Annotated in this window: 11 protein-coding genes and 2 pseudogenes; 6 read left to right on the top strand and 7 right to left on the bottom strand. The window is 61.9% G+C overall.

What is annotated here, in order from left to right:
• Positions 1-6: 6 nt before the first annotated feature.
• From BMW72_RS16245 to BMW72_RS16220, 6 genes are all read right to left on the bottom strand, one after another.
• Positions 7-1,269 (bottom strand): MFS transporter, encoded by a 1,263-nt coding sequence (locus BMW72_RS16245; RefSeq protein WP_092112426.1) that lies wholly within the window; start codon positions 1,267-1,269, stop codon positions 7-9.
• Positions 1,256-3,184 carry a carbamoyltransferase C-terminal domain-containing protein gene (locus BMW72_RS16240; protein ID WP_134450299.1) on the bottom strand — a complete coding sequence of 643 codons (1,929 nt, stop codon included), beginning with the start codon at positions 3,182-3,184 and terminating at the stop codon, positions 1,256-1,258. The genes BMW72_RS16245 and BMW72_RS16240 overlap by 14 nt, the downstream gene beginning before the upstream one ends.
• Positions 3,181-3,954: a hypothetical protein gene (locus tag BMW72_RS16235; protein ID WP_166787644.1), complete on the bottom strand. Its 774-nt coding sequence runs from the start codon at positions 3,952-3,954 to the stop codon at positions 3,181-3,183. Before BMW72_RS16235 ends, BMW72_RS16240 begins: the two co-directional genes overlap by 4 nt.
• Positions 3,955-3,962: 8 nt before the next feature.
• The gene (locus tag BMW72_RS16230) at positions 3,963-4,667 is read right to left on the bottom strand and encodes a hypothetical protein (protein ID WP_134450297.1); all 705 of its coding nucleotides are present in this window, start codon (positions 4,665-4,667) and stop codon (positions 3,963-3,965) included.
• Positions 4,668-4,681: 14 nt separating this feature from the next.
• On the bottom strand, positions 4,682-5,014 hold the full coding sequence (locus BMW72_RS16225; RefSeq protein WP_092112420.1) for a hypothetical protein: 333 nt from the start codon (positions 5,012-5,014) through the stop codon (positions 4,682-4,684).
• A gap of 390 nt (positions 5,015-5,404) precedes the next feature.
• On the bottom strand, positions 5,405-5,977 hold the full coding sequence (locus tag BMW72_RS16220) for a recombinase family protein (RefSeq protein WP_092112419.1): 573 nt from the start codon (positions 5,975-5,977) through the stop codon (positions 5,405-5,407).
• Positions 5,978-6,457: 480 nt separating this feature from the next.
• Between BMW72_RS16220 and BMW72_RS16215 the strand changes: the two are divergent.
• The 6 genes and pseudogenes from BMW72_RS16215 to BMW72_RS16195 form a co-directional block, all read left to right on the top strand.
• A pseudogene (locus BMW72_RS16215) lies at positions 6,458-6,832 on the top strand (recombinase family protein); the annotation flags it as partial.
• A 273-nt stretch (positions 6,833-7,105) separates the two neighbouring features.
• A complete protein-coding gene (locus BMW72_RS16210) occupies positions 7,106-11,701 on the top strand; it encodes an FtsK/SpoIIIE domain-containing protein (RefSeq protein ID WP_092112417.1) in 4,596 nt (1,531 codons plus the stop codon).
• Positions 11,702-11,818: 117 nt separating this feature from the next.
• Positions 11,819-12,172: a WXG100 family type VII secretion target gene (locus tag BMW72_RS16205; RefSeq protein WP_241983772.1), complete on the top strand. Its 354-nt coding sequence runs from the start codon at positions 11,819-11,821 to the stop codon at positions 12,170-12,172.
• Between the two features lie 109 nt (positions 12,173-12,281).
• Positions 12,282-12,548: a hypothetical protein gene (locus BMW72_RS18495; protein WP_134450296.1), complete on the top strand. Its 267-nt coding sequence runs from the start codon at positions 12,282-12,284 to the stop codon at positions 12,546-12,548.
• A 19-nt stretch (positions 12,549-12,567) separates the two neighbouring features.
• On the top strand, positions 12,568-14,484 hold the full coding sequence (locus tag BMW72_RS16200) for an alpha/beta hydrolase (protein WP_134450295.1): 1,917 nt from the start codon (positions 12,568-12,570) through the stop codon (positions 14,482-14,484).
• Positions 14,481-15,011, top strand: a complete 531-nt coding sequence (locus BMW72_RS16195; RefSeq protein WP_092112412.1) for a hypothetical protein — start codon at positions 14,481-14,483, stop codon at positions 15,009-15,011. Before BMW72_RS16200 ends, BMW72_RS16195 begins: the two co-directional genes overlap by 4 nt.
• Before the next feature lie 117 nt (positions 15,012-15,128).
• Here BMW72_RS16195 and BMW72_RS16190 read toward each other — a convergent pair.
• Positions 15,129-15,484 (bottom strand): annotated as a pseudogene (locus BMW72_RS16190) (IS110 family transposase); the annotation flags it as partial.

The raw sequence follows: 15,484 nt of genomic DNA, 5'->3' as shown, positions 1-15,484 counted from the left end.
CCGACGTCACGCGAAGACGATCGACCGGACGGGACGCGCAAGTAGAACCATGCCGGGGATGATCATGGCCACGCCGACGAATACGATCACGGTGGTCGGCGGCAGGACGATCCCTGAGAATCCCCCCGCGAGCAGACCCACGGGTATCGCCAAAAGGCAAGCTGCCCGGAACGTGGCCGCGGCGTCCGCACGGTTCGCGAGAGAGATGGTCGACCCGCGGTAGCTCTGCAGCAGCACCAGGACAACGCCCGAGCAGAACTCATCGATCGCGAATCCGACAAAGACGACCACGAGACCCTCGTAGCCGCCCAGGACAACCCCGAGACCAACCAAGGCGTACGAGCTGATGGCTGCGAAGCCAAAGACTGATATGCCAAGCCCGCTTCGAATCGCTCGGGGGAGTCGCCCGGCGAAGGCCGCTCCAACCACGGCGAATAGGACGGAGACGCTCCTGATCAGCCCGTAGGAGGCGACCGTGACCGGCGTGGCCGCGAGGAGGCTGATGAGGACGAGAGGCTCGATGGCCGACTGGCCGAGGTTGTATGCGATGGCCCAGATAGTGAGCGCGATCATGGGTGCCGTCGAGAAATTTATCGCCAGCCCGTTGCGCAAACCCTTCCGGCCGCGCGAAGGGCCAACGCCGACGTCGACGTCGACGTCCTCAGACGATGCGAGAACCCTGGGCACGGTGACTAGAAATGAGCAGGCACCAAGGGCGAGCACACCAGACACAGCGAAGGTCCCCGAGACTCCAAGGGCGGAGATGCCGATCCCGGATAGAAACGGAGCGAGGCCGTCTCCGAGGGACTCCGAGATGGACAGCCGCGAGTAGACCGTCGTCAGCTCCCGACCCGCGAACACGGCCGGCACCACCACTTGAGTGGACACCGCGGTGAGAGTAGAAGCCCACGCCATGACTACGCTCGCGATACCGAATACGACGAGGGTCGCCGCAGGAGACGCGAAGAGGGCGAGTGCCGCTATCGCGAACGCTGCCGCCCGGAAGATCTCGGCAGCGACGAGCACTCGACGTTGGTTCGTCGAGTTGACGATCTTCGCCGCGAGTCCCGACAGGAGCACCTGGGGTGCGAAGCGGCAAACTCCGAGAACGGCGAGGACCAAGGCACTCGCGCCCAATTCCGACACCGCGACGAATGGGATGGCGAACTCGATGATGCCGATCGCGAAGTAGGAGAGGAACGTCGCCGCCGGGAACGATCGTCGGAGGGTTCTCCGTTGCTCGTCAGCCTGCTCCTTAAGGGTGCTCAACCAACAACCCTGAGCTGAGGGCCTCTCGGACTCCCGTCGTCTGCCGGTCGACGCCTGCGGGCTCGCCCGAGAGGAGCTCGAGGAACAGCGACTCGGGTATTGTCACAGTCCCCGTCGATCCACTGACAACGTGTCTGGCCCTTTTTCCTCGACCGAAGACGGCGAGGACTGCTCCCTCGGCGCGTTCAACCCGGACGCTCGGGGCGCGCAGTCGGCAGTCCACAAGGCTCGTCCGGGTCAGGACGTGGTCGATCAACGGGTGCCGCGCAAAGTCGAGGACGGCGTCGGCGTCCTCGAGGATGGGTTGGCCAGGGCCGTTCAATGAGGTGTTTAGCAGCACGGGCATCTCGCCCCGTGCTTCCAAGGCCGTCAGGAGCTCGTGCATGGCGGGGTTCGTCGTCGTTGTCACCGTCTGCACCCTCGCAGTTCCATCGCTGTGGGCGGCTTCGCGAAGATCTGAGAGGAACTCGGGGCGAATTTTGTAGTTAAAGTTCATGAACGCCGAGCGAGGTGGCCCCGTGAAGTAGCGGGCCAGGTCTTCCTCCCGGACCATGGGTGCGACCGGTCGCCACCGCTGACGGTGCTTGATGGTGTTCAGTTTGTCCTTGGCGCTGTCGGTCCGGAGGGGATGGCAGAGCAGGGACCTGTTGCCTAGGGCGCGGGGGCCGAACTCGCTCCGGCCGGCGAACCGGGCGACGACCTTACCCAACGCAAGAGCATCGACCGTTCGGGCCAGGAGTTCGTCCGGGCAGAGGCGGCTGCCGCCGATTAGCGCGTAGCCGATTGCCTTGAGGGATTCTTCGTCGATATCGCTCGCCTCGGCTCCGAAGAAGTCAGACTGGACTGCCTGCACCGGAAAGGAGTGGCGGGCAGCATCGGTTATACGATCTCCGTGAGGAATCTGCCACCATCCAAGGAACGCCGCCCCGACGGCGATGCCCGCGTCGTGGGGCGACGACGGGACGTAGAACTCATCGACCTCGGGCATTTCCGCGACTGCGCTGTTGGCGTTTAGGTTGAGAAATACCCCGCCCGCGCAGGCCAGATGCGCGAAACCGGTGAGGGCCACCGCCCGCGACGCTTGGAACACCACGAGCTCCGTGAAGGCTTTCTGGACGACGTCCGCGACGTCCGCGTCTAGGACCGGGTCGGCATGGCTCTGGAACTGCTGCCAACCGTTCCTCAGCCGAGGCTCGGCGCTCGAAGTGATAACGGAGGAGATCGGGACGCGAGCCGCGCCCTCGTACGGAAGCCCGGCGAGGGCCATTAGCTGGCCGTGGCTGTGCTCCGAGCGGAAGAGGTAACGGGCGACGTTGTCAAACAGGCTTGCCTCACTCTGAACGTGGACATCTGGTTGGTTGTGTGGAGAAACGAAATCACGCGACACAAGGCGGAGAGCATGGTCCGTAAAGGCGTAGATTGACCGCATCTCGGTAATGACCGCCACGTCGACGACGTCCGCGGTGCAGAGCGCGTAGAACTCGGCGAACGGTATCGCAAAGTCCTCTCCCGACTCCGTCGTCGATCCGGCGCTGTCCGATACGAGGACAGTCGCCGTCGAGAAACCAGAGGCGAAAACGGTCGAGGCGGCATGGGCGAGGTGGTGGGACACCACCCAGTGCCGGGAGTCGAAGGGGTCGAACAGATCGAAGTCCGCAGTGAAGAGCGGACGCTGCAAACCGACGCCCGCGACGCCGACGGCCTGGAACTCGCTGACGATGACGTCGACCTCATCTAGCGAACGGCCCGCCGCAGCGAGTGTCTCACGGACCGGCAGACGGTTCGAGAGGCACTCCTGGCCGTCGTACTTCTCGCGGGTCACCCGCTCTTGCTGAATCGCGGCGAGGAGGATACCGTCCTCCACCACAGCGCAAGAAGCTTCATGTCCGCAGTGGATCCCGAGGACGAGCGTCACCGGCGATAGTTCTCGATGGGCGCGCCCTTCGGCATGAAGCCGAAGGTCAGGATCGAGACGCTCTCGTCCGCACCGATGCGCGTTCGGCTATGCGCTTGCGTCCCCGCCAAGAATATGACGACTTCGCCGGGCTGGAGCTGCAGACGCTCTTCGCTGCCATCCGGGTAGTGCATGTAGAGGGCGGATGGTTCGACCTCCGTGCCGGGAAGACGGTGCTGGAGCATCATCAGGATGTTGAGTGAAAAAATGTCGGTGTCGATGTGGGGATCTATCCCCTGGCCTTCGTCCTTGTAGAAGAGGTAGCTTGCGATGCCGGTCGACTCGGCCCCTGGGACGACCGACTCGACCAGCGCGGCCAGCTCGGCACTAAGGGCCACGTCGTCGGCCACGAGGCCGCCCGCGCCGAGGTAGTGCTCGTCGAACGGTATCGCTATCTCACGCTTCGAGATGGACTCCTGGAGGAGGCGGTCGAAGAGGTCGTCGGTCAGGAAGTCGGGCCGCCCTCGGTATTGCAGCCCTCGCGGGTCGGGCACATCGTACGGGCACAGAAGTTCGAGCGTCTCGGAAACTGCCCGCCTGCTCTCGGCAGCGAGCGAGTCTGAGGACGGCACGAGGTTGCCTGCGCTGAGACCGAGGATGAGCTTGAGGTTGGCTCGCTCGGCGGTCGTCGCGTTGCGGTGCAGCTCGACGAGTCGGGCGGCGATAGACATGGAGGTGGAGGTGGAGGTGGAGGTGGAGGTGGAGGTGGAGGTGGAGGTGGAGGTGGTCATCGTTTTCCCTAGATCGTTCTGTAGCCGAAGGAGACAAGCCGGACGGTCTCGCCCTCGACGGTGCGGGTGCGCTGGTGTGTCACGCTATCGGCGAAGAAGATCAGGGATTCACCCGGCTGCAGCTGGACGTGGATCTCTTCTTGGTCGGGCGGGAAAAGGATCAGTTCGGACGTGCGTCGGGCCGGTTCGTGCTCGAGCATGGTCAGCACGTTGAGCGAGAACTCGTCCTTGTCGACGTGGGGGTCAATGCCGAGCCCCGGGGCATCGTAGTAAAGGTGGTTCGCTCGGTACGTCGGGAGCACGGGGCCGACGCGCGGCAGCAAGAAGTCGCTGATCGACTGAGAGACAGACAGTTGACGTGCGACAGGTGCGCCAGATGCCACATAGTGGTCGTGGAAGCGAACCGCCTTCGGGCGGAACGCCTTCGACTCTTCATCGAGGGATGCAAGGTCCGACGCCGAGAAGAAGGGCGTCTTTCCACGAAATACGACGCCCGTCGTGAATTCGGCCCTAACCCCGCCGTGCAGCGCGGGAAGGCTCTTCTGAGCTGTTCGGAGAGCCATCTCCAGGACCTCGTCCGACGAACGCTGAGCATGACCGACCAGCAGACCGCCAGCAGCCATGCTCAGCATTAGCTTGAGATTCTCCCTCTCAGCTGGTGACAGTTCGGTGGAGAGTAATGCGATCTTGTCGACCAGCGTCGAGGTGTCCATCTCAAGCTCCTCGACTACTCGGTGAAGCCGAGGGCTGTGGGGAGCTTGAGCAGCGCCTCCCTGATGTTCGGCGTCGCAGCCGCCGAGATCGGCTTCGCGTAGAGATACTCCGCGTTCTCGTTGATCGCCTGGAGTTCCTGCATGTGCAGGCTGGACGACGTGACGATACTGCTGAGAACCGCGCGCTCGTCCTCGTTCAAGTCGGCGACGAGGAGAGCCAACTTGCCCGTCAGGGTTGGCATGGCTCCTTCGAGGGCTGCGGCGTCGAGCTCTGCGTCGAGCTTGGCGTCGAGCTCGACACCAATTTCGGGAGTTGCCGTTTCGTTCTTGTTCGCTTGTGCGTTCATCGAGATACCATCCCCTTTTTCTGTGGCACGACAAAAAATGCCGTGTGACCTGAGGCTAGGGTGCATGGTGGTCAATAACAACCGTTGCTTTTATGCCTACACGAGTTAGCATCGCGCGCGTGCGTGCCGCCACCCCGCCGGACAGGTAACGCCCCGGCTGAAGTTCACTTTGGTTCTGTTTTGCTCAGATAGCCTCTGAATTGGTCCCTCCGTCGTGGGGGCTGACCTGTGAGTCGCAACAGTAAGTGACGGCATTTTCGCAGCGCTATTTGTCCGGGCTTCGGGAGGCCCCGCTCCGATCGATACTTTCTGGTGAGGTACACCCCAACGGGAGTGTCGCTGCTCAAGGTCGATGAGCTGCAGACTCTTACCGCAGCGGACGGCTGAAGCTCATGGTTTGGACAGGTGCCGGTAGATCGTGGGACGAGTGACACCGAATTCCTCGGCGATGTGCTGGACGGTGTGGGCCCGTTTGCCATCGGCGTCTAACTCCTCATACATCTCGCGGGCCAGCCTGACTTGGCGGGGCCCGAGTTTGGGTTTTTGCCCACCCGTCCGTCCCCGGGCACGGGCCGCGGCGAGTCCGTCGCGGGTTCGTTCCGACATCAGGGCATGCTCGAACTCAGCAATCGAGCCAAGGATTTGGAAGAACATCCGCCCGGTGATGGTGGACGTGTCGATGCCCTGGTCCAAGACCACCAAATCAACCCCGCGCTCCTGGAGAGTCTTCGATAAATCGATGAGGTTTTCCAGCGATCTGCCGAGCCGGTCGAGTTTGGTCACGACGAGCTGATCTCCAGTCCGGTTGGCCGAGAGTAGAGCTTTGTCGAGTTCGGGCCTGCGGGCGAGTTTTCCCGAGGCCGCGTCGAGGAAGACCTGATCACAGCCGGCCCCGGTCAGGGCGTCGTGTTGGGCTTCGGGGTGTTGATCCCGGGTGGAGACCCGACCATACCCAATTCGCATACTAACAACGTATCACCAACCCGGTAGCCCATTACAGAGGCGCGTACACGGCAAATTTTACAAAAATCGCCCCATGTTTCCGCGACTTTCTGAACGAGTCCTAGAGTGTCTCGCGAACGATCGTTACCGAACAGCACACCCACACGCATTAGCGTCGCATGTTCGCCAAGTTCACACGCCGCCCCCGCCAACCCTGACGATAGGGGACGACGCAACTCGTCCCGTGTTCGTCAGGACACCCGAACCGCAGAGAAGCCCCACGGCGGGGCGACCAATCTAGAGGCCCAGCTGAGCAGACAAGACTTCGTCAGGCAATCACCGAACCGGTTGTGCAGGCGTGTACTGACATCTGTGCAATCGTGAACGGAAAATGACAGACGCTGGCGGAATCCCTGGCCTCGGCGAGTCTCAAAACTACGTCGCGTAACCAACAGCTTGAATTGCGACACTACCGTTGGTTATGAGACACCCAGGGGCACCGTGACGAAACTGGTCGGCTACGCGCGCGTATCGACGCGCCAGCAATCTACCGACCGGCAAGAGGTAGACCTTTAGGCTGCTGGTGTCCGGCGTGATGGTCTCTACGTCGACAACGGCGTTTCAGGCGCTCGCGCCTCACGGCCGAATTTCGACCGCGCGCTCGACGCGCTCGACACTTCTCGTAATCACGACTCTGGACCGGCTGGGGCGATCGACACAGAACATGCTTGCCTTTGCCGAAGAACTCCGGGGCCGTGGTGCCGGCCTCCGCGTGCTGAACCTGGGCTGCGGCGACGTCGACACGGCAACACGGCAACACCCATGAGTTCCATGCTGTTCACGATCAAGGCCGCACTCGGTCAGATGGAACATGAAACATCCTCGTGGCGAGCGGTGGCGAGACTCAGTCTCGCCTCCGTGCGTGCTTTTCACGGTCCAGCCGTGGCGCCACCATGTCACCGTGTGCTGTATTGAGACCGGCATCGGCACGGCCACGCTTAACCAAGCGTACCCAACCTGATGGCCGGGTACAGCTAGCCCGCTCGTCATGCCGCGGTACGAGACATGGGATGATCACGGATGTGAGTACTGCGCCGGTAGATACATCAGCGTTGATCCTGCACGCCCTTCTCCGAAAGCAGTACTTCTATGAAACTCCGAGTGTCTTTGGCCGAGCTCCCCACCGGATCACGGCAGCAGAGGCAAGATATCACCCTGACGGCAGATGTCACGGCGACGGTGGGTGAGGTTGCGCGCGGATTGGTTCGTGCCGGGGTGGGCGATCCTCGGCTCATGGGCTATGCCGTTCATCGGCATGCGCCGTTGACGCTGCGGGTCGCGTTTCCGAATCGGCCCGGACTGATCTTGGACGCGGGCGATCCACTCGGCAAATCCGGCATCCAGTCGGGCAGCATGGTTGAGCCGGTACTCGAGTCGAGCCCAGGTGCCGGGCAGCGCACTAAGACCCCGGTTGCGACCGTAACGGTACTTTCTGGGGAGCAATCCGGGGTGGCCTTTAGCATCGCGCAGGGCGAGAACTTTCTCGGCCGTGACCGGGCCAACCGGGTTGAGCTACATGACCCAAGTGTGTCGAGACGACACGCCGCGCTCCGTGCGGAGGACGGGGCGCTCACGTTTGAGGACTTGGGTTCTGCGAACGGCAGTTTCCTGCTGGATGACATGAGTACGCGCCAGACGCGTGTCACCAAGGTACGGATTCAACAACGTAGCGTCTTTTTGTTGGGTGACGTGCAGGTGAGTGTTGAGGTGGGGCCGCCGGCTGTGGACGGACCGGACTTGGAGGCGTTCGTTGCGCACTTGCAGTCTCCTCGCGTGGATCCGGTGCATATCCCGGCGCCGATCGCTCTTCCTGAGCCGCCGGATCCGCCGGAGCCTGCACGGTTCCCGTTGATCGCGATGCTCGCGCCGCTTGTGATGGGTGCTGTGCTGTTCGCGGTGACGCATTCCGCTCTCAGCTTGGTTTTCATCGCCCTCTCGCCGATTATCATGCTCGGCACGTGGTTTGACAACCGACTGACACGTCGGCGCACTTTTCGTAAAATGCAGAGAGAGTTTGACGAGGGTCTGCAGCTTGCGACAGACGACCTAATCGTGGCTCGCGACACGGAGCATCAAGCACGTAATCGGGAATCCGTTTCCCCTGCCGAGCTGTTATCGCTGCCCTTGCAACCGGATGGGTTGCTGTGGAGCCGCAGGCCGGAGCACCGCGCATTTCTCGAACTGCGCCTTGGGAAAGCGGAGATGCCGAGCCGCAAAAAGATCGAGATACCCGCTCGGGGAAAAATTGCTGCGGAAACGTGGAAACAATTGACCGCACTGCAGGACAGGTTCAGCACCATTTCGGATGTTCCGGTGTTGGAACGGCTGGATCGGTGCGGGTCTCTGGGCGTTGCTGGTCCGCGGTTCTGGTCGGAGTCGGTGGCGAGGTCATTGCTTGTGCAGTTGCTTGCGCTGCATTCTCCGGCGGATCTGACGTTCACCGTCTTTGCCAACCAGGAGCAGTCGCAGTCGAGTTGGGCGTGGCTGAAATGGCTACCGCACGCCGATTCAGTGTACAGTCCGCTTCAGGTACCTCACCTCGCCGACGATGAGCGGAGCTCGGCAGTTCTGCTGACCGCGCTCGAGGGCTTGATTGCAACGCGCGCGGGCGCTGCTCCGGGCGCGATGGTCAGATCACGCGTTGCTGACAGCGCGTCCGATTTGAGCGAACGGCTCGCGCCGGTTTCCGCACCCGCGCCCACGCCGGCCGTCATTGTGCTCGTGCTTACTGACTCAGAAATTGATCGCACTCGACTCGTGGGGCTCGCGGAAGACGGTGCCGACGTTGCAGTGCACATTATCTGGGTTGCCGAGCACTTGGGGGCGGTACCCGGTGCGTGCCGCACGACGGTCGAAAAGTATGACAACACCTGGCGAGTGCACTTTGTGCGTCAGGGCGAGACGGTGACACTGAATCAAATCGATGCTGTAGAAACGCCGGTTGCCGAGATTTTTGGGCGTGCGATCGCACCGTTTGTGGATGCTGGTGCGCGGGTGCTTGATGAGAGCGATTTCCCGCGTTCTGTGACTCTTGGACAGATTCTGTCGCGCGATGTGATGGGCGCCAGTGACGAAGTCCTCGCGAACTGGCGTTCCACAGACAGTCTGGTGTCGCATTGGGAGGCGGGTCGGGAACGCGAGCCGGGTCAGCTCGCAGCGGTTGTCGGGCAGGGTGGGGCGGGGACGGTCGCGCTCGATCTGCGCGTCCATGGCCCGCACGCGTTGGTTGGTGGCACGACAGGATCTGGTAAGTCGGAGTTCCTGCAGACCTGGATCTTGTCGTTGGCTGCGCAGTATTCACCGGACCGGCTGACGTTCTTGCTTGTTGATTACAAGGGCGGTGCCGCATTTGCCGAGTGCACGACCCTTCCGCATACGGTCGGCTTGGTGACCGACCTCAACACCCACCTCGTGCGCCGGGCGCTCACCTCGCTTCGGGCGGAACTGCGGTACCGGGAGGAGCTGCTGGCTGCGAAGGGAGCGAAGGACCTGATCGCCCTCGAACGACGATCTGACTCGGACGCACCGCCGGCGCTCGTGATCGTCATTGATGAGTTTGCCGCGTTGGCGAGCGAGATCCCTGAGTTCGTGGACGGCGTGATTGACGTGGCACAGCGAGGGCGCTCGCTCGGCTTACACCTCGTTCTAGCGACGCAGCGGCCAGCCGGCGTGATCAAGGACAATCTACGGGCCAACACGAACTTACGAATCGGGTTGCGCATGGCAGACCCGGCCGACAGCACGGATGTGTTGGGGGTGACGGCTGCGGCGGAGTTCGCGCCGGATACTCCGGGGCGTGCCGCGGTCAAGATCGGTGCGGGCACGCTCACGCACTTCCAGACTGGTTACCTCGGGGGCCGCTCTGAAGCGCAGCATCAGGAACCCGTTGAGGTCCGAACGCTGGGTTTTGGCGAGCATGCGCCCTGGGCGTTGCAGCCGGAGGTGCGAACCCAGCGTCGCAGCGCGAAGAAGGGGCCTCGCGACATCGAAGTGCTCACCGCGCACATTCAGCAAGCGGCGGCGCGTGCGCAGGTGGCATCGCCACGCAAACCTTGGGTCGACCAACTGCCCGCGACTGTCTCGCTTCAGGCGCTTGCCGTCGCAGGGCCCGCCGCGGACGGCACTGTACAGGCGAACAACGGTCCGTTGAGGATCATTGCCGGGCTGATTGACGAGCCGCATCTGCAACGCCAGTCACCGTACATGTGCGTGCTCGGCGAGGTGGGAAACGTTGTGATTTATGGTGGCGGTGGAAGCGGAAAGACAACCGCACTTCTGACGATCGCGGCCGCGACGATCGCTGCTGACCCCAGCGCTCACATCTATGGTATTGATGCCAGCGGGGGCGGACTTGATATTCTTGCGCAGCTTCCTAATACAGGGGACATCCTTCTGAGCGATGAGCGTGACCGAGTTGTTCGCCTGCTTGGAATGTTGCGATCCCTCATATCGGACCGTGCGGCCGCTCAGCTGGCTTCACCACCAGTGCTGCTCCTGATTGACGGATTCTCGGCTTTCCGGGATGCCTATGAACACATCGGTGGCGGTGCAGACCCGTTCGCAGACCTCGTGGAGATTACTCGGTCGGGTCGAAGTGTCGGCGTTCACGTCGTCTTCACGTCAGAGCGCTCAAGTGGATTCCCGACGTCACTGGCCTCAAGCATTCCGGAGCGTCTGGTTCTGCGGCTGGCCGCTGAGAGTGACTACCAGATGCTCGGCGTCTCTCCAGGCATCTTCGAGGGCGCGCCTGCGGGCCGCGCCGTTCGTATCGGCGCAGACGATGAGATCCAACTCGCAGTCCCGGGGCTGAGCAATGATCCGGCGGACACTGGCGCGGCGCTTGCACATCTGGCGGAGGCGCAGCGTGCCGTGCCAGGACTCGCGCCAGCGCCGGTTCCTCGTATCCCGGAGGCGATTCACAGAATTGACCTGAGCGCGCCCGGACTAACCGGCGCGCCCTTTGCGATCGACACCGTGCAACTAAAACCCTTCGCCGCTCCACAGGGTGGATTCTTGTTGGTGACCGGTCCAGCCGGTTCTGGACGTACAACGGCGATCGCTTCGCTTCTTGAAGCCTTTGAAGTGCAAGCTCGCACATCGGACCAATTGCTTGATGCAATCCTCATTTCCCCGAATCGATCGACACTGCGCCAGCTGCCGATCTGGCAGGAGACCGCTGATTCGCCAGAGCGCCGCGAAGTCGTCATCGAAAACCTGACGCGGTCCTTGGGAGGAAGCTCGCCCGCCCCTGTCGGCCTGTCGTTAATGCCACTGATCGGTACCAGCCTTCCTCTCGCCGCAACTCAATCAGCTGAACCAGTAGCTGCACCACAATTCCCGACACCGGGCCATCGAGGTGTGGTCGTCATCGAAGACATCGGTGGGTTTGACGGAAGCGGCAATGAGCGTGCTCTCGCCCAGCTCCTGAAAAGTCTGAGACGGAGCGAGCTGACCGTCGTTGTCGAGGGTGAAAACGCGACGCTGGGCACGGTATGGGAGCTGGCCAGTCCACTGCGCGGTGCCCGCTGGGCACTTGCTCTCCAACCTGACGCCAACGACACGCCGAGCGTGTTCACGACCCCATTCACCCATGCGCGTCGCGCGAACTTCCCGCCGGGCCGAGGCTTCCTCATCGAAGGCGGAAAAATTACCGGGGTGCACATCGCACTTCCGAAACCATTGTGATGCTGCAAATGTTCAGGTGACTTGTCAGATGGAGCTCGCGCCTGTACGTTGTAAGCGATTGGCCAATGCGCGCAGATCGTATATCTGCTCGTTTCGATTGGCAGTTCCGGGGGATCTATGATTCCGGACGCACCGTACCGCTATCTAGTAACTGCTGAGAAAAAGAGGCCCACTCTTATGTCGAATATCAAGGTTAGCTACGCCGAGATCGAAACCGCCGCGTCCCAGCTGGGTACGGGGCGTGACGAGATCACCACGAAGCTGCAGAACATGCAGAACCAGATCGGCCAGCTCGTTTCTTCGGGCTTCGTTACCGATCAGGCGTCGGGCAAATTCAACGATGCGTACATGAAGTACACGACGAGCGCGAACACGTTGGTCGCGCAGATCAGCGAGATCCAGCAGTTCCTGTCTGGAACCGCGAACGCGATGCGCGACCTGGATCTGCAAATCGCCTCGCAGATTAACTGATTCGTTTCGCTCAAGGCGCTGCCAGGCGCTGAGCTGGTGTGGCCAAGGGGCAGAAAATGTTCTCGACGCGTCACTGCAGCACTGCTTGGTGACGTTTGACGGATGACTCATGAGGATTGACTACAGCGCCCTGGAAGATGCAGCCAAAGCCTTGGCGGCTGCTGCTTCGCAGGTGAACGGTGAACCAACGGCTCCTGGGGAGCTTGGCTCAGGTGCCGCTGCGCCGAACGATGCTCATCGGAACGCGGCCAGTGGCCGCCGGTCTACCCTGAACAATCTCAGTGAACTCATGACTGCGCAAAGCAAATCGTGCACGGAGATGACCACCCTTTTCAAACTGCTCGATGCCCAAATCGCGTCGCAGGTTAATTCATGAAGTGTGCCAGGTGGAGTGTATGACCGTAGGTGACATGGCGCTTGCAGGCAACTCTGAGACGGTGCAACAAACAGGGTCAAGCCTGCAATGGCGAACCGTGGGCACCGACACATTCAACAGCCTCGTAGCGGCGGTGACGAGCTTGGGTGGCCAGTCCGGCTCTGCGGTCTCGGTCGAGCGCATCCTGAGCATGATCCAGGCCTCGTCCGCGCCAGCGAATTTGGTCCAGAACGCCGACCAGAACTGGGGCGCCGACGTCTCCACCTTCGGCCGCAAGATGGCCGACATCGAGAGCAGAGCCAATAGGGCACGCAAAGATCTTGACTCGGCACGCCAAGACCAAAGCGCCGCGCGGCATCGGCTGAACGAAGCCGACAGGTCCGGCGTTGGCCTGCCACTTCAAATGCGGCCAATACTCGTACTTGCGGTCAACGGAGCGACCGAACGTATCGCCGGAGCAAAACAACGGCTGGCGGCGCTCGACGAGGAGCGACAGGGTGCCGATTCCTCGGTGGCGAGTTCCATCCTGACACAGCGACAGCTGTACAGTTCCGCACGGAACGCGATGCCGAACCCCCCAACCATCTCTGCAGGGGTACGCGTGTCAGCTCTCATGCCAGACGGCACCACACGCACGATTTCCGCCGTCGATCTTGCGAAGCTCAAAGATCCCACGAGCATTGCAAGAGTGTGGCAAGCGCTGACTCCGGCGCAACGCGAACAGCTCATCGCCGATTTCCCACTGCTCATCGGCAACCTCGACGGTATCGCGCTGCGTGATCGCAACACCGCGAATGTGATCACGGCGACGGAACACCGCGGTGAGCTGGAGAAACAGATCAGGATGCTTCGGCTGCTGGAGAAGGAATACGGGGCAGAGCAACTTTACGCCGACAAGATTTCTGGCTTGCACGGCGAGATTAAGAGCCTGGACGCGATCCTCGGAGACCGCAACTGGAAGTACTCCGAGAAAAAAGACCCGAATGGTCTCTCGTTCGGCATGTACCGAGTTTTTGATGAGAATCAGAAACAATCCGATCAGGTCGGGGCCGTGTTGGTCGGGTTCAACCCGCTTCGCGACAGCATCATCACATTCCAGGGAACGCTTGACCCGCAGACCGGCAACATCCCGTCCTGGATGACGCAGGTGGGTGTGGTGGTGCCTGGCACGAACTCGAAGCTCGCAGAGTTCACCGCCGACCTCGACCGCGGCAAGAACCTGTTTAGAAAGTCGGGCACAAAAACGGGATACTTCACGTGGCATGGAGCACCGATGCCTGAATTTGATCTCCCGACCCACGTTGTGGACCCCGCGGAGCAGGGTTTATCTGACACGGCCGCGCCACGACTTGCATCCTTTGCCAATAGCCTCGCCCTTCCCTCGGGTACAGCGCTGGTGCCGATCGCGCACAGCTACGGTGCTGCCGTGCTCGGGACCGCGGAAATGCTCGGGCTTAGAGCTGATCGCATCGTCTATGTTGCACCGGCCGGTCTCGGTCACGACGTGACAGGCGTCCCCGATTTTCCGTACACGAAAGACAAACCGCACTTCGTGCTGCAGGCACGCAACGACACAGTCGTGGGCTGGAACCAGGGATCATCCATGTTCCAACTCGGTCACGGCGACACAAACCCGCTGGACACGCCCGGAGTGACTCGGCTCGAAACGGGATACCTCGACACTCGCGATCCTGACGCTGGCACCATTGAAAGCCCTGGCGGTATGGAAACCCACTCGTCACCGTTCGCACCGGACAGCACCTCGGTCCGTAACATCACACGCGTTGTCACGGGGGAGTCCGTTTCGTTGTATCACGCGAACGATGCCGACTGGGTCTACGGCGGACGGACGATGCAGCGTCTCGAGGTCACCGATAGTGGTGCGGGGAAACGGGAAGAGAAGATCTCGTCGGTGGATTTGTCTAGGGTGGGATGATGCAATTCAATGCTCGTGCTGTGTTGGCGGTCGTGATGACCGGGGTCATGTTGTCTGTGGTGTCGGGGTGTGGCATGTCGGAGTCGCGGAAGGTGGAAGTGGTGGCGTCTCAAGAAGTTCAACTAGGGGAATTTGCTGATCAGGCGGATGCGTGGGGCGCAGACATCATCGCGCAGTTCCCCGCCGACGAAACGGATTCCGTCTCGAGCAACGCCGGTGGCGGTCGTCAGGCTGGTGACAACTATGAAGAGTGGCCGAGGTACTACGTTTGGGACAAAATCGTCACCCTTCATGCGGATGGTGCTCGGACCCCGATCGAGTTCGCTGATGATCTGGAGCCGTGGCTTGAGGAACAAGGCTGGGTGCAGACGCGGGAAGACGTCTTGCCGCGCAGAGAAACCATCGAGCGCGGCTACAGCCGCGGCGGTTATTCGCTCACGTTGGAGGCATACACGGCCACGCCTCCGCAAGCCCAGTTAGTTGCCCTCATGATCGTGACGCCACGAACCAATCCGGACCCGCAGTGAGCAGCGCCGGCGAGCGGTGCACAGAGTTGTCCACACGCACCGTGCCGACATTCTGCCGATAACTAAACAAGATCATCGTGATTTTGGGTGGCTGCTTCCAATGTCAGCCGAGGCTCCGAGGGGACGTCGGGCGTCGATGCCGAGGTCGATAATCCGAAGTAATGCGGTGAGTGCGTTCACCGCGCGGGTGCGCTCAGCGGCGAGTCCATCGCGGGCAGTCAGGAGGATTTGTGCTGCTGCCCGCACGCCCTCATCCTGCCGCGGGGTGCGGAGTTGATTGACCGGTAAGGACAGCACAGCGGCGGCGATCCGACGTGCGTCGAGGGGGTCGGACTTCCCAATGCCGCGCCGGCCCGTCCGGCCCATGCGTGCGGCCTCAACAACACGGTAGCCGGTGTCCGCTACGTTGCGGGCCAGCTGGGCGCCGTAGCTCCCGGCTCCCTCGATCACCCAGAGCGCATCGGTGACGCCGC

It is taken from the genome of Cryobacterium luteum (assembly GCF_900110125.1).
In the GTDB taxonomy this organism is placed as follows: Bacteria; Actinomycetota; Actinomycetes; order Actinomycetales; family Microbacteriaceae; genus Cryobacterium; species Cryobacterium luteum.
The sequence above is the reverse complement of the archived record's forward strand: the minus strand, read 5'-3'. Positions and strand labels throughout refer to the sequence as shown.

What these genes read in the sequence shown, in the direction of transcription:
- BMW72_RS16235 (WP_166787644.1), bottom strand. Translation starts at nt 3,954, where the DNA reads ATGACCACCTCCACCTCCACCTCCACCTCCACCTCCACCTCCACCTCC.
- BMW72_RS16230 (WP_134450297.1), bottom strand. Translation starts at nt 4,667, where the DNA reads ATGGACACCTCGACGCTGGTCGACAAGATCGCATTACTCTCCACCGAA.
- BMW72_RS16225 (WP_092112420.1), bottom strand. Translation starts at nt 5,014, where the DNA reads ATGAACGCACAAGCGAACAAGAACGAAACGGCAACTCCCGAAATTGGT.
- BMW72_RS16220 (WP_092112419.1), bottom strand. Translation starts at nt 5,977, where the DNA reads ATGCGAATTGGGTATGGTCGGGTCTCCACCCGGGATCAACACCCCGAA.
- BMW72_RS16210 (WP_092112417.1), top strand. Translation starts at nt 7,106, where the DNA reads ATGAAACTCCGAGTGTCTTTGGCCGAGCTCCCCACCGGATCACGGCAG.
- BMW72_RS16205 (WP_241983772.1), top strand. Translation starts at nt 11,819, where the DNA reads ATGATTCCGGACGCACCGTACCGCTATCTAGTAACTGCTGAGAAAAAG.
- BMW72_RS18495 (WP_134450296.1), top strand. Translation starts at nt 12,282, where the DNA reads ATGAGGATTGACTACAGCGCCCTGGAAGATGCAGCCAAAGCCTTGGCG.
- BMW72_RS16200 (WP_134450295.1), top strand. Translation starts at nt 12,568, where the DNA reads ATGACCGTAGGTGACATGGCGCTTGCAGGCAACTCTGAGACGGTGCAA.
- BMW72_RS16195 (WP_092112412.1), top strand. Translation starts at nt 14,481, where the DNA reads ATGATGCAATTCAATGCTCGTGCTGTGTTGGCGGTCGTGATGACCGGG.